At 63.7% G+C, this 21,901-nt stretch carries 20 protein-coding genes; 13 read left to right on the forward strand and 7 right to left on the reverse strand.

Going from position 1 to position 21,901, the window contains the following annotated elements; genetic code table 11:
• Positions 1-67 precede the first annotated feature (67 nt).
• The 6 genes from ACYVNQ_RS13425 to ACYVNQ_RS13450 all read left to right on the forward strand — a co-directional run bounded on the left by ACYVNQ_RS13425 (position 68) and on the right by ACYVNQ_RS13450 (position 5,036).
• On the forward strand, positions 68-1,084 hold the full coding sequence (locus ACYVNQ_RS13425; RefSeq protein ID WP_460902986.1) for a GlxA family transcriptional regulator: 1,017 nt from the start codon (positions 68-70) through the stop codon (positions 1,082-1,084).
• Positions 1,077-2,033 (forward strand): homocysteine S-methyltransferase family protein, encoded by a 957-nt coding sequence (locus ACYVNQ_RS13430; protein ID WP_460902987.1) that lies wholly within the window; start codon positions 1,077-1,079, stop codon positions 2,031-2,033. The genes ACYVNQ_RS13425 and ACYVNQ_RS13430 overlap by 8 nt, the downstream gene beginning before the upstream one ends.
• A 170-nt stretch (positions 2,034-2,203) precedes the next feature.
• Complete coding sequence (locus ACYVNQ_RS13435; RefSeq protein ID WP_460902988.1) at positions 2,204-2,950, forward strand: GntR family transcriptional regulator; 747 nt, start codon at positions 2,204-2,206, stop codon at positions 2,948-2,950.
• A 249-nt stretch (positions 2,951-3,199) separates the two neighbouring features.
• Positions 3,200-4,033, forward strand: a complete 834-nt coding sequence (locus ACYVNQ_RS13440) for an inositol monophosphatase family protein (protein ID WP_460902989.1) — start codon at positions 3,200-3,202, stop codon at positions 4,031-4,033.
• Entirely contained in the window at positions 4,030-4,311 is a 282-nt protein-coding gene (locus tag ACYVNQ_RS13445) for a hypothetical protein (RefSeq protein WP_460902990.1), read from the forward strand. The genes ACYVNQ_RS13440 and ACYVNQ_RS13445 overlap by 4 nt, the downstream gene beginning before the upstream one ends.
• Positions 4,312-4,364: 53 nt before the next feature.
• On the forward strand, positions 4,365-5,036 hold the full coding sequence (locus tag ACYVNQ_RS13450) for a GntR family transcriptional regulator (protein ID WP_460902991.1): 672 nt from the start codon (positions 4,365-4,367) through the stop codon (positions 5,034-5,036).
• A 90-nt stretch (positions 5,037-5,126) separates the two neighbouring features.
• On the opposite strand, the gene ACYVNQ_RS13455 is transcribed toward ACYVNQ_RS13450, so the two are convergent.
• Positions 5,127-6,545, reverse strand: coding sequence for a UbiD family decarboxylase (locus tag ACYVNQ_RS13455; protein WP_460902992.1), 1,419 nt, complete (start codon positions 6,543-6,545; stop codon positions 5,127-5,129).
• Between the two features lie 46 nt (positions 6,546-6,591).
• Complete coding sequence (locus tag ACYVNQ_RS13460) at positions 6,592-7,854, reverse strand: MFS transporter (protein ID WP_460902993.1); 1,263 nt, start codon at positions 7,852-7,854, stop codon at positions 6,592-6,594.
• A gap of 278 nt (positions 7,855-8,132) precedes the next feature.
• On the opposite strand from ACYVNQ_RS13460, the gene ACYVNQ_RS13465 reads away from it, so the two are divergent.
• The 4 genes from ACYVNQ_RS13465 (at position 8,133) to ACYVNQ_RS13480 (ending at position 11,544) form a co-directional block, all read left to right on the forward strand.
• Positions 8,133-8,633 (forward strand): flavin reductase family protein, encoded by a 501-nt coding sequence (locus ACYVNQ_RS13465; protein ID WP_460902994.1) that lies wholly within the window; start codon positions 8,133-8,135, stop codon positions 8,631-8,633.
• Between the two features lie 62 nt (positions 8,634-8,695).
• The gene (locus ACYVNQ_RS13470; protein ID WP_460902995.1) at positions 8,696-10,201 is read left to right on the forward strand and encodes a 4-hydroxyphenylacetate 3-hydroxylase family protein; all 1,506 of its coding nucleotides are present in this window, start codon (positions 8,696-8,698) and stop codon (positions 10,199-10,201) included.
• A gap of 142 nt (positions 10,202-10,343) precedes the next feature.
• A complete protein-coding gene (locus ACYVNQ_RS13475; protein ID WP_460902996.1) occupies positions 10,344-10,853 on the forward strand; it encodes a MarR family winged helix-turn-helix transcriptional regulator in 510 nt (169 codons plus the stop codon).
• Between the two features lie 88 nt (positions 10,854-10,941).
• Positions 10,942-11,544 (forward strand): UbiX family flavin prenyltransferase, encoded by a 603-nt coding sequence (locus ACYVNQ_RS13480; protein ID WP_460902997.1) that lies wholly within the window; start codon positions 10,942-10,944, stop codon positions 11,542-11,544.
• Positions 11,545-11,615: 71 nt separating this feature from the next.
• Here ACYVNQ_RS13480 and ACYVNQ_RS13485 read toward each other — a convergent pair whose 3' ends face one another.
• From ACYVNQ_RS13485 to ACYVNQ_RS13500, 4 genes are all read right to left on the reverse strand, one after another.
• Positions 11,616-13,325: an asparaginase domain-containing protein gene (locus tag ACYVNQ_RS13485; RefSeq protein ID WP_460902998.1), complete on the reverse strand. Its 1,710-nt coding sequence runs from the start codon at positions 13,323-13,325 to the stop codon at positions 11,616-11,618.
• Positions 13,326-13,443: 118 nt separating this feature from the next.
• Positions 13,444-14,679: an MFS transporter gene (locus ACYVNQ_RS13490; protein ID WP_460902999.1), complete on the reverse strand. Its 1,236-nt coding sequence runs from the start codon at positions 14,677-14,679 to the stop codon at positions 13,444-13,446.
• Between the two features lie 394 nt (positions 14,680-15,073).
• Positions 15,074-16,276: an FCD domain-containing protein gene (locus ACYVNQ_RS13495; protein ID WP_460903000.1), complete on the reverse strand. Its 1,203-nt coding sequence runs from the start codon at positions 16,274-16,276 to the stop codon at positions 15,074-15,076.
• A gap of 266 nt (positions 16,277-16,542) precedes the next feature.
• Positions 16,543-17,205 carry a hypothetical protein gene (locus tag ACYVNQ_RS13500; protein ID WP_460903001.1) on the reverse strand — a complete coding sequence of 221 codons (663 nt, stop codon included), beginning with the start codon at positions 17,203-17,205 and terminating at the stop codon, positions 16,543-16,545.
• A 144-nt stretch (positions 17,206-17,349) separates the two neighbouring features.
• Here ACYVNQ_RS13500 and ACYVNQ_RS13505 point away from each other — a divergent pair, with 144 nt between their 5' ends.
• Genes ACYVNQ_RS13505 through ACYVNQ_RS13515 form a run of 3 tightly spaced genes read left to right on the forward strand, consistent with a single transcriptional unit; the run spans position 17,350 to position 20,390 of the window.
• Positions 17,350-17,928 carry an amino acid synthesis family protein gene (locus ACYVNQ_RS13505; protein ID WP_460903002.1) on the forward strand — a complete coding sequence of 193 codons (579 nt, stop codon included), beginning with the start codon at positions 17,350-17,352 and terminating at the stop codon, positions 17,926-17,928.
• Positions 17,929-17,959: 31 nt separating this feature from the next.
• Positions 17,960-19,159 carry an amidohydrolase family protein gene (locus ACYVNQ_RS13510; RefSeq protein ID WP_460903003.1) on the forward strand — a complete coding sequence of 400 codons (1,200 nt, stop codon included), beginning with the start codon at positions 17,960-17,962 and terminating at the stop codon, positions 19,157-19,159.
• A gap of 13 nt (positions 19,160-19,172) precedes the next feature.
• Positions 19,173-20,390, forward strand: coding sequence for an FAD-dependent oxidoreductase (locus ACYVNQ_RS13515; RefSeq protein WP_460903004.1), 1,218 nt, complete (start codon positions 19,173-19,175; stop codon positions 20,388-20,390).
• Between the two features lie 120 nt (positions 20,391-20,510).
• On the opposite strand, the gene ACYVNQ_RS13520 is transcribed toward ACYVNQ_RS13515, so the two are convergent.
• The gene (locus tag ACYVNQ_RS13520; RefSeq protein WP_460903005.1) at positions 20,511-21,875 is read right to left on the reverse strand and encodes an amidase; all 1,365 of its coding nucleotides are present in this window, start codon (positions 21,873-21,875) and stop codon (positions 20,511-20,513) included.
• Positions 21,876-21,901 lie beyond the last annotated feature (26 nt).

Consider the following 21,901-nt stretch of genomic DNA (forward strand, 5'->3'; position numbering starts at 1 on the left):
TTACCGCAAGATAAGGTGTAAATGTCAAAGAGACGATCGATCCTGGGCATGAACTCCGGAGGAGCCTGTGCATAAAATCGGCCTCGTGGTCTTCCCCCAATTTAACCTGATGGGATTCGCAGCGCTCACAGCGTTCGAACTCGCGAACATCGTGCTCGGGGAAGCAGCTTATGGTGTCACGGTTGTCTCCGAAGCAGGGGGGATGGTGACCTCGGCCGCCGGCGTTCGTGTCGAGTCGCAGCCCTTTGGCGAGGATGTTTTCGACACCGTCATATTCGCTTCGGGTGAGGCAACCGAGATGGCTTCGGCGGCACTGGGCGATTTCGTCAGACGATCCATGCAGCATTCCAGAAGAGTCGCCGCCCCGTGCACTGGCGCATTTGTGCTGGCCGAGGCAGGTGTGCTTGACGGCCGGCATGCCACTACTCACTGGCGTTTTGCATCGGACCTGCAACGCAGGTTTCCGAAAGTGACAGTCGCGAAAGACCAGATTTTTATTGTGGACGGTTCGGTATGGACGTCCGCAGGGATGGCCGCCACCATCGACATGGCGCTTGCGATGATCGAGAACGATTGCGGCCATGAGGTTTCGCGGATGGTTGCACGCAAGCTGGTGGTGTATCACCGGCGCGCGGGCGGCCACTCGCAGTTTTCCGCGATGCTTGAACTCGAGCCGAAATCCGATCGGATCCAGAAGGCCATCGACTACGCCAACGCTAACTTGCAGCAGGGTTTGTCAGTTGAGGAACTCGCCAACATCGCGAGCCTCAGTCCGCGCCAGTTCAGCAGGGCTTTTAGCGAGGAAACCGGTTATACGCCTGCGAAAGCTGTCGAACTGCTGCGGGTGGAAGCGGCGCGCCTGCTGCTCGAGCGGGGACGACATTCGATCGACGTTATCGCCGAACAGGTTGGCTTTCTGGGCAGAGACCGGATGAGACACGCGTTCATGCGCGTACTGGGTCAAACGCCGCAGGACGTCCGGCGATCGGGGCGAACCAGGCACACGTCGCAAGAAGACGCGACGCCTGAGGAGGTCGACAGTCCTTATGAAATATTTAACCGAAGCGAGAATCTGAGTGAGTAAATACCGCAGCCGATTGCCCTTGCTGGAGGATCGTCCTTTCATGACGGAAGGCGGGCTCGAGACGTCGTTGATTTTTCATGAAAGAGTAGAGGTGCCGTTTTTTGCATCATACGACCTCCTTAAAACGGAGACGGGAACCGCATTGATCGAGCGTCACTATGAGCGCTTTACCATGCTCGCACGCGAGCATGGAGTGGGCATCGTGCTCGCCACACCGACCTGGCGCGCGAGTCGCGATTGGGGCAACAAGCTCGGCTACTCGCAGAGCGCGCTCGCCGACGCCAACCGCCGCGCGGTCGACCAGTTGGCCCAATTCCGAACCCGCTGGGAAACGCCGGCCACCTCCATCGTCATCGTCGGTACGATTGGACCGCGCGGGGACGGCTACCAGGTCAACGCACGCATGAGCGTCGACGAAGCGCGGGACTACCACCAGGAACAGATCGACACGCTCGCTGCCACGCAAGTGGATATGGTGGGGGGATTTACGCTGAACTATATCGATGAAGCGATCGGCATGGTGCAAGCGGCCAAAGCTGCCGGTGTGCCGGTCTTGATTTCGTTCACGCTCGAAACCGATGGTCGACTGCCTTGCGGCGATACCCTCCAGCAAGCTATCGAACGCACGGATGTCGAAACCGGCAACTATGCGTCATTCTTCATGATCAATTGCGCGCACCCATCGCATTTCGATAGCACGCTTCAAGGCGGTGGCGAGTGGCTTCGACGCATTCGCGGCGTGAAAGCCAACGCGTCGCGGCTCAGTCATGCGGAGCTGGACGAGGCGGGGGAACTTGACGATGGCAACCCCACCGAATTCGGCGAGGAAACCGCTGCGCTGCGCGGATTTCTCAAGCGCATGAACATCATTGGCGGATGTTGCGGCACTGATCACCGGCATGCTGACCAGATATGGCGAGCCATCAGACGGGGCGGCGCTCCGATATAGCAGATCGAGCGCGGATGATGGGGAATTCCGTCGGGCTATTTCGCGTCGTGGCCTATCGATAGCAGAAAAAATACGTACGCCTCGCGTGCAATCGGGCAACGGCTGCTTTAGTCTTGCACGTCAGTCTGCTCACTTTCCGATGGTGAGCAGTTCACCTCGCGAGGACCACCATGATCGCGGACGAAACCGTCGCACAGAGGGGCGAATTGGCCGCGCTCGCAACCGACGCGCGTTCGCGCGGCGAACGCGCGTGCGCGCTGCTGCGCCAGCAGATCCTGTCATGCGCGATCGCGCCGTCTTCCACGTTGACCGAACCGGGCCTGATGGCTCGTTACGGCATCGGCAAGGCGACCTGTCGGGTGGCGCTGCAACGGCTCGCGCAAGAGGGCTTTCTGCGCGTCGTTCCGCGGCACGGCTATGTGGTCACGCCGATCACGTTGAAGGATGTGGAAGAGGTCTTCGCACTGCGCGTGCAGCTCGAGCCGCTGTCCGCACGTCTGGCGGCCGGCAAGATCGATGTCGACCACCTGATGGCCCTCGAGCGGGCGTGCCGCAACGACGACAAGTCGCTTGGCATCGGCACACGTATCGGCATCTTCATGGATGCGAATGCGGCGTTTCATATGGCGATCGCCGAAGCGTCGGGCAACCAGCGGCTGGTCAAGGTGCTCGGCGGCCTGCTCAACGAGATGGCGCGGCTGGTGGCGCTCGGCTTCGGCGTACAGAAAACCAAGCCTGAAATTCGCAACGACCATGTATCGATGATCGAAGCACTCGGGGCCGGCGACGGCAAACGCGCCGAGCAGATTGCGCTGCGCCACGTCACCACCTTTCGCGACATGACGATGGAAAAGGTGATCGCCAGTTTGCGTGACACCTATGCGGTTACGCCGATCGCGCCGTTGCGCGGGCCATGACGACGCCGAGCGTGGTTCGCGACTATTTACCATATCGCGTTGTCTCCGGAATGTGAGCGCGGTAGCGGGCGCTACGCGTCGAAGTCTCGCTTGGCCTCAACCGTGCCCGGTATTCTCGCGGTTGCAGGTGAATCTTTCGGGACGCGGGCAGGGTGTCGGAATGCGAGTATGAAATGCGAGCATTCGCTCATATTATGTTTCTGACCCAACACCGCCCGCCACCACGCATCCCGTCCGGGGAACCTGAAAATGAAATCGATCGACACCTCTGTCGCTGCAGCATGCCTGCGCGGCATTACCGATGAAATCGCCTCCCACGCCCAGCCGGCTACCGGCAAAGAAAGCATTCCAGAACTGATTGGCCGGGTGCGCGATGTCAGCACGCAAGCTCAAACGCAGATGCGTGCGGCACTCGGCGCAGCGTTCCCGCAGATCGGGTGGAGTGATTCAGAGGACAAGTACGATCGTCAGGCAGGTGTAGCGCCTCATTGGATTTACGATCCCGTCGATGGCGCGTACCACTATCTTCAAGGGCTGCCGTTGTGGTCGAGTTCGCTGGCTCTGGTGGAAGACGGACGTGCTGTCCTTGCGTTAGTCTACGAGCCTTCACAACGCGAGCTTTTCGTCGCCGAGGCTGGCCATGCGACGACCTTGAACGGTCGATCGATCACGACATCCGCCAAGGTCGACCTGCACGCCGCTGTCGTCGGTACAGCCGTGCCGCCCTACGGCTCAGTGGAAGCAAAAGAGCACGAACTCGCCGCAAACTTGCTGGTGGAAACGTCGAAGCATGTGTTCGTAACGAGACAAATGGCGGCGGCTTCGCTTCAGCTTGCATATATTGCGTGTGGGCGGCTGGATGCCTATGTCGAAGTGGGTACCGATATTTGCGACTGGATGGCAGGGGCGCTGCTCGTGCAACAGGCGGGCGGCATTGTCTCCGCGCTTGACGGCGATCCATTCGGCATCGATGCAACGGGCATTGTGGCAGCCGCGCCTCATCTACATGCTGCGCTACAAAATTGTGTTGCCGCTGTCACACATGGAACGTGTGACAGCAGGACCGCAGCTGCGCATAGATGAAGGCAACCGCATGCAAGCTGCTGCAGGTGGATGCGGCGGGGGAGATCAACGATGCACGCCAGCAAAAGCTCGCCGATCTCGTCGAGGCCTATTACGGCCTGTTTCGCCCGGAGTTGTTCAGAGACAGGTTGAGGGCGTTAGTGGATGGCTCCGGCACCGAGGAGGACGACAACTTTCTGCTGCACCGTGGCCGGATCGCCAAGGCGCTGGGTTTTACCTCGATACCGAAAACGGCCACGTTCGTTCGCTCGTTGCTCGCCGCGTTTCCTCCTCGTTGAGCGGGAACGGGCAAGCCGTAAAATAGACAGCATTCCGTTTTGCTCGCGCACTGATGACTTCACCCGACCCACCGCTCACCGTCAGGCAGCAGGCTGTGTATCAACTGCGCGCCGCCATCCTGTCCGGCCAGTTCAAGCCGGGAGAAAAGCTGGTCGAGCACGACCTGTGCGTGTTGCTCGGCGTCAGCCGGCCCTCGGTGCGCGAGGCGCTGCTCAGTCTGCAAGGCGAAAAACTCGTGACGATCGTGCCGAACCGCGGTCCGTTCGTCGCCGCGCTCGACTGGGATCATGCGAAGGAACTCTACAACGTGCGCGAGTTGCTGGAAGGCGAGGCGGCCGCGCTCTGTTGCAACCGGCTCGACGATGCGCAACTGGCGCGCCTGAATCAGGCGCTCGATGAGTTCGAAGCTGCCGTCCTCGCCGACGACGCGAACGCGCGCATCGCGGCGACCGACGCGTTCTACGACGTGATCCAGCGCGGCTGCGGCAATCGCGTGATCGATGAAATGCTGACGAGCCTGCACGCGCGCGTGAACGTGTTTCGTCTGCGCTCGATGTCGCAAGCGGGGCGCGGCGTCGCGAGCCTGCGCGAAATGGGCGACATCCGCGACGCGATTGCGGCGGGCTTGCCCAAGCGGGCGCGCGCCGCCGCGTCCGCGCATGTGCGGGAGGCGGCGCGCGCAGCGCAGGCGGCGCTTGCGGTGCCAGTCGACACGCCGCTATAGCAGCACATCGGCGCGGTGCTTCGGTACAACCCGGCGACTCTTGCGAACGATCGCACGAGGAGCGCCTGGGTGCTTTAGCGCCTCATCGCATTACGCGATCGCGCTGCCCCATTTACGCTCGACTTCCGCGGCCTCTTCAATCGAAAGCGCGGATGGCGTCGGGAAGCGGTCCTTCCATTCAAACGGCCGGCATGCATTCAGAATCAGCTTCGAATTGGTCGTGTTGCCGGCGTCGCGCCGCGCCGGATGAATGCCCGGGTCGAGCGACGAACTCCAGCCGTCGCGTATCACGTCGGCCGCTTCGGACGGCTCGCAGCGCGTCGTGATCGCCCACAGCACGTCGCCGATATTCGACGGGTCGATGTCTTCATCGACGGTTACGACGAGGCGTCCCAGATACGAATTCGCAGCGGCGATCAACGCCGCGCGCTTCGCATGCCCCGCATAACGCTGCTTCAGCGCGATCACCGTCATCGTCGTCGATACGTGTTGCCAGACACCGGCGATATCGGTCACACCGGCCGCTTCGAGATTGGTCCAGATGCCGGCGCCGCGCAGCGGCAGCCCGAAGTGGTGGCGCGGCGGTTTCAGCGGCGGCGAACCGAGCAGCACCGGCTGGTCGCGGTAGTGAACGCCGGTTACTTCCATCAACGGTGCGGGCCGCTTGTCGGCTGCATAGTAGCCGGTGAATTCGCCGAACGGCCCTTCGTCGAGCGAGATTTCCGACATCGGCAGCAACTGGCCTTCGAGAATGATTTCTGCCAGAGCCGGTACCGGCAGGCCGGTTTGCGGCGCGGCGAACACGTCGATCGGCGCGCCCTTGATCGCACCCGCGAAGTCGAATTCGGATACGCCTTCGGGCAGGTACTCAAAGCCCGCGGAGAATAGCGCCGGGTCCTCGCCGTTGACGATCGCTACGGGGCACGGCTTGCCCGCATTCCAGTACTTGCGCGCGATGATCGCGCCATGCCGGCCCGGATGATCGAACTGGATCGTCACGCGGTTCGGGCCATGCACCTGCACGCGATAGATCGACGCGTTGATCCATCCGCTGTCCGGATCGCGCATGACGACGAGGCTGCCGGACCCGATATAAGGTCCGCCATCGCCGCGATGCCAGATCGGCGCGGGAAAGAGGCCGAGATCCACGCCACCGTGCTGCACGCTGTTGGCCATAAACGGTGCTTCCTGCACCACGCGTGGCGCAACCGGTTGCAGCGTGGCACGCCGGTTCTTCCATGCCTTCAGCGCGTCGAGCGGGCGCAGCGAAGGATCCACGCCCAGCGCGAGCGCTGCGCGTTGCGGCGTCATCGTCGCGTTGCTGAATACCCGAAAACCCGGCTGATAGCCGGGAATGTTGTCGAACAGCAGCGCCGGCTGATGCGCGGCGCCCGCCGCGACCTCGGTTACCGCGCCGATCTCGTACTCCGCGTGCGCGCCGTCGATCCGGCGCAATGCGCCAAGACCGTCCACCTGCTCGATGAATTCACGCAAATCCCGATAACTCACACAGTCTCTCCTCAGTTGGACTTCCGCATGCGCCGCTGCGCTGCGGTCAGTAGCGGCGCCATGCAAGCAGCGCCATTGCCGCGGCTCCGGCGATCGCCGCGGTGGGCAGCACCGCCAGGCCGACGTTGAAATTGCCGGTTGCCTGGATCAGCGCGCCGATCAGCAGCGGCGAGAACGCGGCCACGATATTGCCGATGCCATTATGAAAGCCGATACCGGCCGATACCGCGCCCGGCGGCAGGATGTGTAGTGCAAGCGCAAATTGCGGCGGCATGCCCGCGCCCCAGAAGAACGAACTGGCCGCGATCATCAGTGCCGCCGCTTCGGCGCCCGGCACGCGAATCACCAACCACATCGATACGCCGGCCAGAAACAGTGCGCTCGCGCTGACGATCGCGCGGCGTTGCAGGCGGTCCGACAGCCAGGAACTGAGCGCCATGCCGAAGAACATCGTGACGAACGGCAACCATGCGTAGACGCCCGAACGATGCAGATCGAAGTGGCGCGAGCGCACCAGATAGCTCGGCAACCAGCTGTTGAGTCCCCACAGATAGGTGAGCCCGCAGGTATTGAATACGATGAGCGCCCAGAACCGCCAGTCGCGGATGAACTGCATCACGCGTTGCACGTACGGGGTGTCGTCCGCGCGCTCGGCGACGGCCTGCGCGGTGACCGGCACGTCCGGGCGATCTTTGATCAGCAGCAACACCAGCGGCAGCACGACCAGCAGATTCAGCGCCGCATAAGCGTAGAACGACGAGCGCCAGCCATAGGCGCCGACCAGGTGGATCGTCAACGCAAAGCCGACCGCGGAGCCGAGCGGGCTGCCGACCAGCCACATCGCATTGGCGCGTGCCTGCTCGCGTGGTGGAAACCATTGTTTGACCAGCGCATTCGTCAGCGAGAACTGCGGGCCTTCGGCGATCCCAAGCAACGCGCGGTAGCACAGCATCGCGGTGAAGCTGCTGGTGATGCCCATCAACGCCATCGACACGCCCCAAACCGCCGCCCCCGCGGCCATCGACCACTTCGGTCCGAACACGTCGCCGGTGAAACTCAGCAGCACGCCGGAGACGCCGTACGCGAACACGAACACCGTCATCAGCAGGCCGAGGCGCGCTGCGTCGAAGCCATGACCCATCGCATTTTGAAATGGCGGATCGGTGAACAGGATGGCCACACTGATGCGGTCGAAGAACGCCGAGATGACTGCCAGAAACAGCACTCCTGCGATCAGCCAGCGCCGTCGGCTGACGCGTGGCATGAGCGCATTCTGCGATGTGCCGGCCGGTTGGTTCAGCATTTGCATGTTCCGTTCCTTCATGGAGCCTGCTGCGCGAACGCCGGTGCAGGGTCGGGGGTTGAAAATGAAACACATGCGCCCGGATTGTCGGACACCGCGACTATGCACGACGATAAAGTGACTGACAATCTATTCAAAAAAATTCTTTGCTCGACTGGGTTAGGCTGTTTTTTATCGCAGATAAATAACGTAACTAATATAGTTGACAAATATATTGGACCCACCGATGATCGCTGCCATTGATCGGCCCGTCAGTGAGGCCGTGCACGCAAGAGGATCGACGGATGAACGGCAGTCCCGATATGTTCAGGAATGCAATGCGCCTGTTTGTCGGCGGGGTCACGCTGCTGACCACCGCCGGCGGCGGCGCACGCCGCGGCATGACCGCGACGGCTGTGTGCTCGCTATCCGCAGCACCGCCGCGGCTGCTCGCCTGTGTGAACGTGTCCGGTGCAATGTTCCGGATGATGGCGTCGAGTCGCGTGCTGACGGTCAATCTGCTTGGCGCTGAGCACGAAACGCTGGCTGCGCGTTTCGGCGGGGCACTGCACGACGGCGATCCGTTCGCGAAGGCGGACTGGGTCGAAGGCAGCAACGGCGCGCCACGCCTCGTCGACGCGCCCGCTGCATTCGAATGCGGGGTTGCCGAACTGATCGATGCCGGCACGCATGCAATCGTGATCGGCGAAGTCCGCAACGTCGTGGTCGCAGGCGTCGCGCGGCCGCTGATCCACGTGAACGGCCGCTTTGCACACGTCGATGCGACCGATCACGTGCCGCTCTGACGGCGCGGCGCCTTCGGATTTATTCGTTGTTTCGTTTTCTTTTCAATTACAGGCAGGCCAACATGTCAGCATCCACGCTTCAGTCCCCGCCCGAACAGGTCGTGCATGGCACGCCCGGGTCGCTGCGCAGCGGCGCGGCTTACATCGCGAGCATCAAGGATGACGGACGGCGTGTATTCGTCGACGGCGAACTGGTGCGCGACGTGACGACCCATCCCGCGTTTCGCGGCGCAGTGCGCTCGGTCGCGCGTCTGTACGATATCGCCGCCGCGCCGCAGCACCGCGACGTGATGACATATGAAACACCGTCGGGCGTGCGCGCGCTGCGCTGCTACCAGATTCCCCGCACGCTCGCCGAACTCGGCGAGCGCCGCAAGATGTCCGAGCAGTGGGCCGCCGCGACGTGCGGACTAATGGGCCGCTCGCCCGACCACGTCGCGAGTTTTCTGGCTGGGTTCGCCGCGAAGCCCGAGTTGTTCGGTGCAGCCGGCGATGCGTTTGCACAGAACGTCACGCGCTTTTACGAGCAGGCGCGCGACAACCATCTGTACTCTGCGTACGCGATCGTGCCGCCGCAGATCGACCGCAGCAAGCCTGCGCATCAGCAGTCGGACCCGACGCTGTATGCCGGCGTGGTGCGTGAGCGCGACGATGGCATCGTGCTGCGCGGCGCACAGCAACTGGCGACCGGCGCGGTGCTGGCCGACTACGTGTACCTGAGCTGCATTCATCCGCTCACGGCCGGCGACGAAGCCTATGCGAACGGCGTGATGATTCCGCTGAATGCGCCCGGGCTGAAGGTGTATTCGCGCCGCTCATTCGCGCAATCGGCACAGAGCGCCTTCGACTATCCGCTGTCGAGCCGCTTCGACGAAACCGATTCGCTGCTCGTGCTCGACGACGTATTCGTGCCGTGGGAGCATGTGTTCATCTACCGCGACCGGCAGATCTGCTGGGACCAGTGGTGGAAGACGCCGGCGCATTCGTGGGGCAACCATCAGGCGCAGACCCGCTACGCAACCAAGCTGCGCTTCATGCTCGGCGTGACCAAGCGCATCAACGAACTGACCGGCAACGACGCATTGCCACCCGTGCAGGTGCAGATGGGTGAAATGGCGGCGCTGGCCACCATAGTCGAATCGATGGTGCTCGCGCAGGAGACGCAAGGGACGATCGACGCGGAAGGCATCGCGTGGCCATCGAAAGCGGCGTTGTATTCGGTGATGTCGTTGCAGTCGCAACTGAATCCGAAGATGGTCGACATCGTGCGGGAGCTGAGCGGCGGTTCGATGATCGCGCTGCCTTCGTCGGTGCGCGATTACGAGCAGCCGGAAAGCGCAGCCGATATGGAGCGCTACGTCGCGTCGCCCGGTGTCGGCTCGCGCGAGCGCGTCGCGTTGCTGAAGCTGGCATGGGACCTGATCGGCACCGAATTCGCCGGCCGTCACCAGCAGTACGAGAAGTTTTATGGCGGCGCATCGTTCCTCGTCAAGCAGAACATGGCACGCGCGTACGACTTCGCACGCGCGAGGAAATTGGTCGACGACGTGCTGGCGCTTGGCGATTGAACACCGCCCGTTGCCAGGCGACTGACAGGGTAGCTCGCCGCGCCCGCATCGGGCGTCTGGCTACCGCAGTCGCGTTACGGTATGCTGGCCGTTTAACCGCGGCGCCGCGAGGCGGTGCCCGCATGGCCGGAACCGTGAACGGATGACACGAACACAGACGCGCGATCCGCTCGAATCGCGCCGCCTTTCCGCCGAGCTGAAGGCGATGAAGGAGGCGCGCGAGAGCGCTGGCAAACACCCGTATTTTCGCGGCGTCGCGAACGCGCGCTATGTGCTGCGCCGGGTGTTCCGCATTATCGAAGAGCACGCCAAGGAATTCGGCCTCGATCCGGTGCATCACCAGAGCCTGATCCAGATCTACGGCAGCCCGGAGCGCCGGCTGCGCGTCAAGGAACTGGCGCTGCGCATGGACATCTCGCAGGCATTCGCGTCGAACGTCACGCGGGCGCTGGTCGACAAGGGCTATGCGGATCGCGTGCCGTGCGACGAAGATTTGCGCTCGACATTCGTCGGCGTCACCGCTGCGGGCGTCAAGCTGCTTTGCGCGATCGACGATGCAGTGCGCGTGCACGTCGAGTATTTCACGCAGCAGCTGTCGGCGAGTGAACGCGAGATGGCGGTGTACATGATGATGTTCTATATCGGGCTGTAGCACGCACGGCAGTTGTGGAGAGCAGGATGAAATCGAGGTGGTGGTGCAGTGCATGGTCGAGGCGCAGCACGCGAATGGAAGGTGACGCATGAGCGGCGAAGCGGTGGGTCAGGGCGCGCGGCGCCGGCGGATCGTGGTCGGTATCAGCGGCGCATCGGGCGCGATCTACGGTGTGCGGCTGCTCGCGCTGCTGCGTACGCTGGACGTCGAGTCGCATCTGGTGGTCAGCCGTTCAGCACAGATCACGCTGCAGCAGGAGCTGGACATGTCGCTCGCCGACCTGAAGCCGCTGGCCGACGTGCATTATCCGAATGCCGATATCGGCGCGGCGATCTCGAGCGGTTCGTTTCACGTCGATGGCATGATAGTCGCGCCGTGCTCGATCAAGACGCTGTCGGAGATTGCGACCGGCTGCACCAGTTCGCTGATCTCGCGTGCGGCCGATGTGATGCTGAAAGAGCGCCGCCGGCTCGTGCTGATGGTGCGCGAAACGCCGCTGCATGCGGGGCATATCCGCAGTCTCGCGGCGGTGACCGAGGCCGGGGCGATTGTTTATCCGCCGGTGCCGGCTTTCTATGCGAAGCCGGCCACACTGGAGCAGATGGTCGATCACACGCTCGGGCGCGTACTCGATCTGTTCGATCTCGACGCGCCGACTGTGCGGCGATGGAGTGGTACGCCGGGCGAGTGAGATCGCGCACGGCGCTCGCCGTTCGGCGACGGGTAGCGCATCGCGCGCCACGCGGCGCGATACGCGTGGCGTCAGTGCGTGTCGAACACGCGCTGATACTGTGCGATCGCGGCGACTGTCGCGGCCCGCTCCGCATCAGTCGGCCGCGCCGGATCGGCAGCCACCGGCAGCGCGCCGAATTTCATCAGGCAAGCCATCAGCAGCAGCCGCGCCTTGATCGCAGTGAGATTCGAACCGGCTATCACCAACGGGAACGGATCGGCGAAACCTTCCGGCGCACCGCGCCCGACACGCACCGTCGGAATACCGCTGAACGCTGCGCGCAGGATCAACTGTTCGCGTGTCGACGAAGGGAGCCTTCCGTACGGCACCAGTCCTTCGGTCACGAGGCCTGCAAGGCGGCCCAGGCTCAGCTTGTGTTCGATCAGCGCGACGAGGTCGCATGCGTCGTCGGCGCCGCTCGCGTACTCTTCATCGAAATAGCTGCCGTCCTTGACGATCGACACCGACGGAATCGCCGCCTCGGTCAGCCGTCCTGCGTCGTCCTTGATTGCGATCCCAACGGGTTGCAGCGCGCCGTCGCGACGCCGCACCGCGCGCACCGAAGCGGGCAGGCGGAGCACGTTGACGTCGGAAAGATGCGTGTGCCGATACGCCGGCACGTACATCAGCGACACGTTGCCAAGGTGGCTGGTCTGGCCGAGGATGCCGCCGTGTCCACCTGCGGCGCGATAGCCGCCGGGCCGTGCGTCGACCTTCGTCACTTCACGTGCGGCGAAATATTGCTGCTCCTGGACCACCAGCACGCCGCAACGGTTTCGTCCTTGCTCGTCGCGCCACACCGCCGAGCGGATCAGGCCGATCGAATCGAGTATGTTCTGCGGACCATCCGCGCTGGCCTGGCCTTGCGGACGCTGCGCAGCGTTGCAACAAACCGGTAGCGTCGTATCGAGCAACAGGTTGAACCAGTATGCGGTTTCCTCGATCTGTGGGCTGCCTTGCGTCCAGATCAGGCCATCGTAGCGGCCACTGTCGGCGATCGCCTGTGCGTCGTTGGTGACCTTTGCGAGCGAAGGACGCGGCGGTGCGCTCGCCAGATGGTACGGTTTATACCCATTGAAATCGCGGCCGCGCGTTTCGGGCGGAATGTCGCCGGAACCCTGATCGGTGCGCAGCGCGGCGGGCAGGCCGCGCTTGTAACCGGCGGGCGGCATCACGCGATAGAAATCCACATCGGCCTGCGCCGAAATCGTGCCTACTATACCGTCGCGATCGATCGCAAATCGGTCGATTTCCTCGAAGCTGCGCGAGCCATCGGGAAAGAAGCCCTGGCGCGCCAGATCGTCGGGCCCGCCAGGAACGGCCATTTCTTCGTCCCACGCGCTGCCGTCAGCCTGCACGGCCATGTACGGCAGTGGATACAGCCCGTCTTCGGGGCGCAGTTCGATTTCGTAGACGGGCCGGTCCGTCGCCGCGCGGCGTTCGCGGCTGAACGAACCGTCCGCTGCGAGGTAGCCATCGGGCGGGCCGTAGAGGTTCGCCGCGTCGGCTTCGAGCGGATGCGCTGAAAACTGCTCGACATATACCTTGACCGGCGCCGCGAGCCGCTGCGCACGCAGCGCGTCGAAGCGCAGCGGCTCTCCGTCGACGCCGGTTCGCGCGGGCAGATCGTGCTTTGCACGCGCCTTGTTCGACGTGACGAGCGGCGGCGTGTTCTGAATCGTGGCAGTCGACCCGCTCAGATGGGCGATACGAACGCGAGGAGAAGCGGAAGCGGTCATGATCCCGGGATTCATTGCAAAAAGAAAAGGGCGCTGCCGGTGGACGAACGCGGAATATGTGTCACTTTTGCGCGCGCGATTCCTGACGCTCGACCGCCCCGTTACAGAATGAAGCGCGTCAGTGCTTGTTGACGAGCGGCAAGATCACCAGCGCGCCGACGATGCTCGCGATCACGATGACCAGCAGGCCTGCATGGAAGCTGCCGGTCCGCCCGACGATCCAGCCGATCAGCAGCGGCGCGGAGGCGCCCACCAGATTGCCGATGCCGTTCTGCACGCCGATCCCCGCCGCAATAACCGGCCCGGGCAGCACTTCCATCGACAGCGCGTACTGCGACGGCAGGCCGAGACCCCAGCAGCCCGCGCTGAGCGCGATCACAATCGCGGCGACGTGCGGATCCTCCACGATGGTGCCCACATACAGCAGGCAACCCGCGCCGAACAAGCCGATCGCGCACAGCAGCGCCTTCTTGCCGAGCCGGTCCGACAACCAGCCGGAGGTCATTTCGGCGATGAACATCAGCACGAACGGCAGCGACGAATAGACGCCCATCTCGCGCAAATTGAAATGGCGCGACCGTTCGAGATAGGTCGGCAGCCAGCTATTGAGACCCCAAAGGTACATCAGCAGCCCGCAGCCGTACACGGTGACGAGCCAGAACTTGTAGTTCTTCAGAAACAGCGCGGGGCTGGCTTTCACCTTCGGGCCCGATACGGGCTCGGGCGGCATCAGATGCTTGCGCTCGCGGGTAATGGTGAAGATCAGCGGCGCCATAACGAAACAGCTGAGTGCACCGAACACATAGAATGTCGCGCGCCAGCCGTAGGTGTGCACCAGCCACAGCGACAGCGGGAAGCCGATCGCCGAACCGATCGGGCTGCCGACCATCCATACCGCATTGGCCCGGCCGCGCTCGCGTTCGGGAAACCAGCGGTGCACGAGCTTGGAGATCAGCGAGAATTGCGGACCTTCCGTTACGCCAAGCGCGATGCGCGCCACCATCATCGTCATGAACGAACCCGATGCGCCCATCCACGCCATCAATATGCCCCACAGCGCAGTGGCGATGCCAAGCGTGCGGCTCGGTCCGAACCGGTCGCCGACGAAGCCCAGCAGCAGCGAAGAAATGCCATACATGAACAGGAACGAGGTCATCAGCAGACCGAGCCTCGCGGGGTTGAAGCCGGTGCCGATGCTCGTATAGAAATCGGCATTCGTGAACAGCACCGCCACGCTGATGCGGTCGAAGAAGCCGACCACCACCGTGCCGAACAACACCAGCACGACTACCCAGCGCCACCGCTGTGCCAGTGCGCTCCGCCGGAGCGCCACACCCTCTGCCATATTCGCCATCGACCACTTTCCTCGCGGGGCGCGCGGATTTCGCCGCGCTACTCTGTTGATTTCAAAATAACGGCCGGCGGCCGCTTGCCACCGTTTCTGGGGAAACGAAACTATCTACGTTCCGCATCGGTGAATCTCACCAACTTGTGAAATATATTATCGTCACACAATCGGTGGCAAGTAAACAAAAAAGCGCACGGCATGCGTGGCGGCCGCGGATGGTCGAAATGGGGCAGGCAGGAGAGCTTCGCAGCACGAGAGGCTGCGAGGACGCGTCAGGACGACGCTAAGGATAGCGTTTCAAAAAAACGCCTGCACCGCTATGCGATTGCAATATGGCCCGGCGACTGAAGATGCCGGGCCGTCAAGCCGCGTGGAGCGGCGCAGAGCGCAAGTAGGAGAATCAGGAAGCGCGGCGGCGCGCAGCCGGCCGCGGTCGCGGTGCGACGGTCACCGTCGCCGCGGCCTTCTGCGCACGACGTGGCGATGCCGAACGCTCCGGCAGCCTGGCTTCGCCGCCGGCGCGCGGCGTGCTGCCGGTGGCGCGCGCAAAATCGAGCCGGCCGCCGAGCGTAGAGCCTTCGAGTACCAGTTGCATGCCGTCCCACGCACCGGCGTCCTGCCAGTTGCGCAGCCGGCGCCAGCAACTGATGCCAGATCCGCAGCCGAGCTCCGCAGGCAGTTCGTTCCAGTGAATCCGGTTCGCCAGTACGAACAGGATGCCGTTCATCGCCTGCCGGTCCGATACCGGCTTGCGCCCCGGATATTGATAGCGGCGCGGCTTGGCGGGCGGCAGCAACGGTTCGAGTTGTGCCCACAGCGCGTCGTCGACCAGCGGCTTGCTGGCCCTTGCCGCGGCACTGCGCGCAGCGCGCGGCGCGCCGGCCGCGACCGATGCGCTGCCGTTTGCGCTGGAAGCGCCAGACGTACCCACGCCCTCGCGCTTGTCGCCGCTGCTGCCAAGCGCAAGCTGCGCCGCATCGCGCGCGGCCATTACGTGCGCTTCGGCGGCAATCCGCGCGGCATCGGCGTCGCGTTTGGTGACTGCGTTCAGGATCCGGCGCATTTCGGCGAGACTGAGTTTGGCGCGGCCCGGATTGGCCATCGACTTGGCGCGCAGCACATTGATGCGCGCGAGCAGCGAGCCCAGCACTTCGTGGATCACCAGATTGCCGCAGCCGTTCAGAATGACTTCATAGAATTCGCTGGTCGAGCGCACGCGGTCGACTGCGGATTCGTTCTTCACCGCCGCCTCGAAGCTGCGCAGCGCGCGATCGAGCTCGGCGATCTGTTCCGCGCTAGCCAGGGCCGCGAACAGCGCGGCGGCTTCGCCCTCCAGCAGCTTGCGCACGTGGTAGATCTGATCCGCCTCGCTGCGCGAGATGATCGCAACCGACGGGCCGCGGTTCGGGATGTTGGTGACGAGCCGTTCCGACTCGAGGCGGCGCAGCGCTTCGCGGACCGTGGTGCGGCTCACACCGATGCGCTCGCACAGCGTCAGTTCGACGAGCCGCTCACCAGGCGCGAAATGGCCTTGCATGATTGCTTCGCGAAGTTTCAGTGTGGTTTGCAGCAATACAGTCTGAGGGGTGACCTTGATGTCCACGAGTTCCGCCTGATTCGGTTTGTTTCGCCCTGTCCGCGTTGCCGATGCGCCGATGCGTCAATGCGGATTGTTGTAGTAGTTCGCGCGCGCGTGTTGCAGACCGGCGCTGCTTCTGTAAACAACGGCGGCCGCTACGCCCGGTGCGCGAAAGGGCGCGACCAGGCGTCATGCGACTGTACCACAATCGTGTTTCAAAAAGGAGGGGCGCGACAGGCGGCTCCTGCCGCATCGCGCGGCAGGAGCCAGCAGGGGAGAACCCGGTCCGTTTACGCGGCCGAGGGTTTGAAGCGTGTGCCGAGGCGATTGAATACGACGTAGTGGCCTTTGAACCAGCTTTCTGCGGCAAGCTTTGCGCGCCACGGCGACGCGCGCGCTTCTTCGCGTTCCGGCGACGACAGCGCAGCGGTCGACGCGAGGTAATGCAAGGCGAGATGCGTGTACTTGCCCGGTTCGCCGTCGATGATTTCAAAACGACGCACCATCAGCCAGTCGGCGCACTTCATCAGCGTCGGGATGTGATCTTCCGCGTACCACCGGCCGAATTCGTCGGCGCGATCGGCAGGCACGTCGAAGAACACCGCGTATAGCACCGGCGCGTCGATGGTCGCAGAGCCGGGCTTTTCCCAGCTGCCGTTTTCTTCGCCGATGTAGCGCGTAAAGCCGCTCACGCCGCCAAGCATGCGGCGCGTGCGCTCGCTCGGCGAGCCCTTGATGATCTTGTACTCCGGCGTCGACAGTGCGCCTGCCGATTCCATTTCGTAAACCGCCAGGTACGCCGGACCTTCGTTCGCGCGGTAGCGCTGCGACCCGGTGAAGCCCGGCGCGCCCATGCGCACCGGAATGTGTTCGGTGTCGTACCAGTCATTGAAATCCGCTTCCCATTCGGGCTGCGGCGTCATTTCAGAAAAGAGCACGGCTTTTTTTGTCATGGTTGACTCGCTGTGTTGTCGGTCCATTTTGCTATCGGGTATTGACGTCATTGTACGACAATCGTAGAGTTTCGCAAATTGTTGTACCCGTAGCAGCAAGTACCCCGACACCCGGGCCGGTTTGCCGGCCCTCCTGGAGCCAGTATGAATTTGCAGATCAGAGCGTTTCACACCCTTGTCGAACATCATCTCCTGCCGGCAGGGCACGAGACCGAAGCGCCGCTGCGCAAGGTCGCCGTGGTCGCGCTCGTGAAGAACCCGTGTGCGGGCCGCCATGTCGACGATCTTTCTGAAATGATCGGCGCGAGCAGCACGCTCGGCGAACAGCTCGCGAAGCTGGCCACCGAAGCGATGCATCCGTACACGGTGCAAAGCTACGGCAAGGCCGGCATCGTCGGCACGGATGGCGAGCAGGAGCATGCGAACGCGCTGCTGACCACCGTGTTCGCGGAGCCGCTGCGCGACGCGCTCGGCGGCGGCAAGGCATGGATCTCGTCGTACACGAAGGTGGCGACGAGCGGCGCATCGATCGACGTGCCGCTTGCGCACAAGGATGCGCTGTACGTCCGTTCGCACTACGACGGCATGACCGTCACGGTGCCGCACGGCCCGCTGCCGGACGAAGTGGCGGTGATCTTCTGCGTGGCCAATCGCGGCCGCATCGGCGCCAGGGTCGGGGGCTTGAAGGTTGACGAAATCAAGGGCGAGGACGGCCTCGTCTGACACACCTGACTCTCGAACGGAGGGAATACGAATGAAAACGGCGATAGTGAACCTGGCAACGATCGTGAGCGGCGAATGGCGCGATCCGTTCGTGCGCGGCGACGGCATCCTGATGGATGAAGGCAAGATTGCCAAAATCAGCACGCTGTCCGACGCAGATCTGAAAGATTGCGACGTGGTGATTGACGCGGACGGAGCGACGGCCATCCCGGGCCTGATCGATTCGCAGATCCACAACACGTTCGGCGATTACACGCCGCGCCAGAAGACGGTCGGCTTTCTCGAAAGCTATCTGCATGGCGGCACGACCACCGCGATCAGCGCGTCGGAAGTGCACGTGCCGGGCCGGCCGACCGATCCGCAGGGCGTGAAGGCGCTCGCGGTGGCCGCACAGCGTTGCTTCGAGCACTATCGGCCGGGCGGCATGCGCGTGTTCGCCGGCTCGATCATTCTCGAGCCGGGCCTCGTCGAAGAGGACTTAAGCGACATCGCCGCACAAGGCGTATGGCTTGCGAAGGCCGGTTTCGGCGCGGTGAAAACGCCGTACGACTACGCACCGATGATCGGCTGGGCGAGAAAGCACGGCATGATCACGACGGTCCACACCGGCGGCTCGTCGATTCCCGGTTCGTCGGGCATCTGGGCGGACCATCTGCTCGCGATGCGGCCGCACGTGTCGTTCCATATCAACGGCGGTCCGGTGGCGATGCCGGACGTCGATTTCGGACGCATCCTGCACGAAAGCGATATCGCGATGCAGGTCTGCACGGCCGGCAATCTGCGCACGCTGCTGAAGATCGCCGACATGGCCGTCGATGCCGACCAGTTCGACCGCTATCTGATCGCCACCGATACACCCACCGGCAGCGGCATCATGCCGCTCGGCATGATGTACACGATCACGCATCTGGCGAGCCTCGGGCGCCGTATGCCGCCGGAAATGGCGATTTGCGCGGCAACCGGCAACAACGCGCGCACGTATGGCATCAACTCCGGCTTTCTACAGGTCGGCCGCGATGCGGACGTCGTGATTCTCGATGCATGCGTCGGCGGCACGCAGCGTACCGCGCTCGACGCGCTCGCCAACGGCGACATCGCAGCGGTCGCGGGCGTCGTGACGGACGGCATTCCGCGCTTCGTCGGGCGCAGCCGCAATACGCCGGCCTCCGAGAAGACGGTGCGGGTGGCGGTGTCGCGTGTCATGCAGGACTTCGCAACACCGAGACACTGAGGCAAGACAAGAAATGACACAGCAGAGAATCATCGTCGTCGGCGGCGGCCCGGTTGGCGTTGTCACGGCGCTCGCTTGTGCGCAGCGCGGTTTTGCGGTCACGCTGCTCGAAGCGCAGACGGAAGTCGATCGCAGTCCGCGCGCTGCCACCACGCATCCGTCGACGCTCGAAATGATCGCGAGCGTCGGGCTGTTCGACGAGTTCGTGAAAGTCGGGCTGGTGGCGCGCTACTTCGACTTCTGGGATCAAACGACGCATCAACTGGTAGCGCGTTTCGATCACGATGCGCTGCGCGACGATACGCCGTACCCGTTCGTCGTGCAGACCGAGCAGCACAAGCTGGTCGACATCGGTTTGCGCAAGCTGGCGGAGTATCCGGACGTCGAGGTGCGTTTCGGCGCAGCGGTCACCGCACTCGAGCAGGACGAACAGGGCGTGACTGTCAGCATCGAAAGCGATGATGGCGGCGCGGAGAAGCTGCGCGGCACGTTCGTCGCCGGCGCCGACGGCGGTCGCAGCACGGTGCGCAAGCTGCTCGACATCGAGTTCGAAGGCTATACGTGGCCCGAGCGCTTTCTCGTGCTGACCACCTCGTTCGATTTCGAAAAGACGATGGGGTGCTCGTTTCGCAGCTATCTCGCCGATCCGGTTGAGTGGGGCAATCTGTTCAAGATCGCCGGCGACGATCTGAAAGGCCGCTGGCGTGCCGTGTTTCCCGCGCCGGTCGATGTCGACGACGACACCGTGATGAGCGATATCGAAGCGCAGCGGCGGTTAAACCGCATCGTCGATCTCGGCGGCGCGCCGTATGAACTGCTGCACCGCAACCTGTACCGCGTGCATCAGCGGGTGGCAGCGTCGTTCCGCAAGCACCGCGTGTTTCTAGCCGGCGATGCGAGCCACGTGAACAATCCGATCGGCGGGTTAGGGTTGAACTGCGGGATTCACGATGCGCTGGAACTCGCGCAGACTTTCGCGGAATGCGCGAACGGCGACGTGAATGCGCCGGTGCTCGATCGTTATCAGCGCCGTCGCCGCACACTGAACGTCGAGTTCGTGCAGCAGCAGACTGTCGCGAACAAAAAGCGGCTCGAAGAGAAGGACCCGGCCGAACGCGCGAAGCATCTGGCCGAACTCGCGCAGACCGCAGCCGACCCGGCACGCCAGCGTGCGTTCCTGATGCGTACGTCGTTGCTGCAAAGCGTGGCGCAGGGCAGATCGATCGCGTAAGCGTAGGTGGAATGGGTGCGCCGGCTTGCCGGCGCATGAAACAGGGCGATGCAGCTGATCAGCTTGCATCGCCCTTTCTGTTTTCAGCGCATTCGCAATTCGCGCCGCAAGCGTTTCGGCTCAATCCGCGCGGGCTTCATCCGCGAACCAGCTGGCGAGCGAAAACAACGCGGCATCTTCACCCGCCGCGCCGATGAATTGCAGCCCGAGCGGCAGATTTTCGTCGCTCAGCACCGGCAGCGTCACGGCCGGCACGCCGAGAATGGAAGCCGGCACAGCAAAGCCCGCGTTGCCAGTCGATGCAAAACCGAGCGGCGCGGCGCCGCTTGCGCTGAGCGTCACGACACCGTCGCAGCCGGCGACCAGTGCGGCAAACGCAGCACGCAGCTGCGTACGGCGTGCGAGTGCTGCCTCGTAGTCCTGTTGCGTCATCGCGGCGGCGTTTGCAACGCGTTTGAGCATCGCGTGACTGAGTGCGCTGCGGTTGCTCTGCGCATAGCTCTCGAGCGGCCAGCGCGTTTCCCACGCAATGATCGACACAGTCAGTTCCAGCAGACCGTCGGCAAGCTGTCGCTCGAATTGCTCGACCTTGTCGGACTGCGCGCGCGTGACCACCTCCACGCCACGTTCGCGCAACCACTCGACCGATGCGTCGAGAGCCGCGCGTGCCCCTGGCGTTGCGCTACTCCATCCCGCGGTTTCGAGCAGCACGACGCGCTGCGGCGCACGCGCCTGCGGCAGCGTGTCCGGACCCGCGAGCCCCGGATAACCCGGATCGCCGCCGACTCGCGAAGCAATCGCACGGGACGACACCCATACGTCGTCGAGCGTCGCGCCGATCACGCCGGCGCTGCTATGGCTCAATTGATCATAGGTTCCGCCGCGGTTCAGCGCGCCATAGGTCGGCTTGAAACCCACGCAGCCGCAATAACTGGCCGGCCGGATCGTCGAGCCGACCACCTGGCTGCCGAGTGCGAGCGGCACGAAACCCGCGCCAACCGCAGCCGCGGAGCCGGCGCTCGAGCCGCCCGGCGTACGCTGCGGATCATGCGGATTGGTCGTGCTCGCGAACATCTCGGTCGCCGCGAATTCCGTCGTGGTGGTTTTGCCGACGATCACCGCGCCCGCATGGCGCAGCGCCTGCACGGTTGCCGAGTCGCGCTGCGTATGAAAGCCGGTCCACATCGGCGAGCCCTGGCCGGTCGGCAGGTCCGCTGTTTCGATGATGTCCTTGATGCCGACCGCGATGCCGTCGATCGGTGACAGCGGTACGCCGTCGAGCCAGCGTTGCGTCGAGCGTCGTGCATCCGCGCGGGCGCGTTCGACGCCGAGCGCGACGAAAGCCCGCACTGCAGGCTCGCGCGCTTCGATACGCGCGAGCCCGGCTTCGAGCAGGGCAAGCGGACTGGTTGTGCCTTGGCGGAAGGCATCGGCGTGGCTGGAATACGGGCGGGACGCGGTATAAGCGATCTTCGGGCGCTGCATGGCGGCAATCCTCCGTGATGTGTGTC

This window comes from Paraburkholderia jirisanensis (genome assembly GCF_054782355.1).

Coding starts and splice junctions, on each gene's coding strand:
- ACYVNQ_RS13435 (WP_460902988.1), top strand. CDS start 2,204: ATGATCGCGGACGAAACCGTCGCACAGAGGGGCGAATTGGCCGCGCTC.
- ACYVNQ_RS13440 (WP_460902989.1), top strand. CDS start 3,200: ATGAAATCGATCGACACCTCTGTCGCTGCAGCATGCCTGCGCGGCATT.
- ACYVNQ_RS13445 (WP_460902990.1), top strand. CDS start 4,030: ATGAAGGCAACCGCATGCAAGCTGCTGCAGGTGGATGCGGCGGGGGAG.
- ACYVNQ_RS13450 (WP_460902991.1), top strand. CDS start 4,365: ATGACTTCACCCGACCCACCGCTCACCGTCAGGCAGCAGGCTGTGTAT.
- ACYVNQ_RS13460 (WP_460902993.1), bottom strand. CDS start 7,854: ATGCAAATGCTGAACCAACCGGCCGGCACATCGCAGAATGCGCTCATG.
- ACYVNQ_RS13465 (WP_460902994.1), top strand. CDS start 8,133: ATGAACGGCAGTCCCGATATGTTCAGGAATGCAATGCGCCTGTTTGTC.
- ACYVNQ_RS13470 (WP_460902995.1), top strand. CDS start 8,696: ATGTCAGCATCCACGCTTCAGTCCCCGCCCGAACAGGTCGTGCATGGC.
- ACYVNQ_RS13475 (WP_460902996.1), top strand. CDS start 10,344: ATGACACGAACACAGACGCGCGATCCGCTCGAATCGCGCCGCCTTTCC.
- ACYVNQ_RS13480 (WP_460902997.1), top strand. CDS start 10,942: ATGAGCGGCGAAGCGGTGGGTCAGGGCGCGCGGCGCCGGCGGATCGTG.
- ACYVNQ_RS13485 (WP_460902998.1), bottom strand. CDS start 13,325: ATGACCGCTTCCGCTTCTCCTCGCGTTCGTATCGCCCATCTGAGCGGG.
- ACYVNQ_RS13490 (WP_460902999.1), bottom strand. CDS start 14,679: ATGGCGAATATGGCAGAGGGTGTGGCGCTCCGGCGGAGCGCACTGGCA.
- ACYVNQ_RS13500 (WP_460903001.1), bottom strand. CDS start 17,205: ATGACAAAAAAAGCCGTGCTCTTTTCTGAAATGACGCCGCAGCCCGAA.
- ACYVNQ_RS13505 (WP_460903002.1), top strand. CDS start 17,350: ATGAATTTGCAGATCAGAGCGTTTCACACCCTTGTCGAACATCATCTC.
- ACYVNQ_RS13510 (WP_460903003.1), top strand. CDS start 17,960: ATGAAAACGGCGATAGTGAACCTGGCAACGATCGTGAGCGGCGAATGG.
- ACYVNQ_RS13515 (WP_460903004.1), top strand. CDS start 19,173: ATGACACAGCAGAGAATCATCGTCGTCGGCGGCGGCCCGGTTGGCGTT.
- ACYVNQ_RS13520 (WP_460903005.1), bottom strand. CDS start 21,875: ATGCAGCGCCCGAAGATCGCTTATACCGCGTCCCGCCCGTATTCCAGC.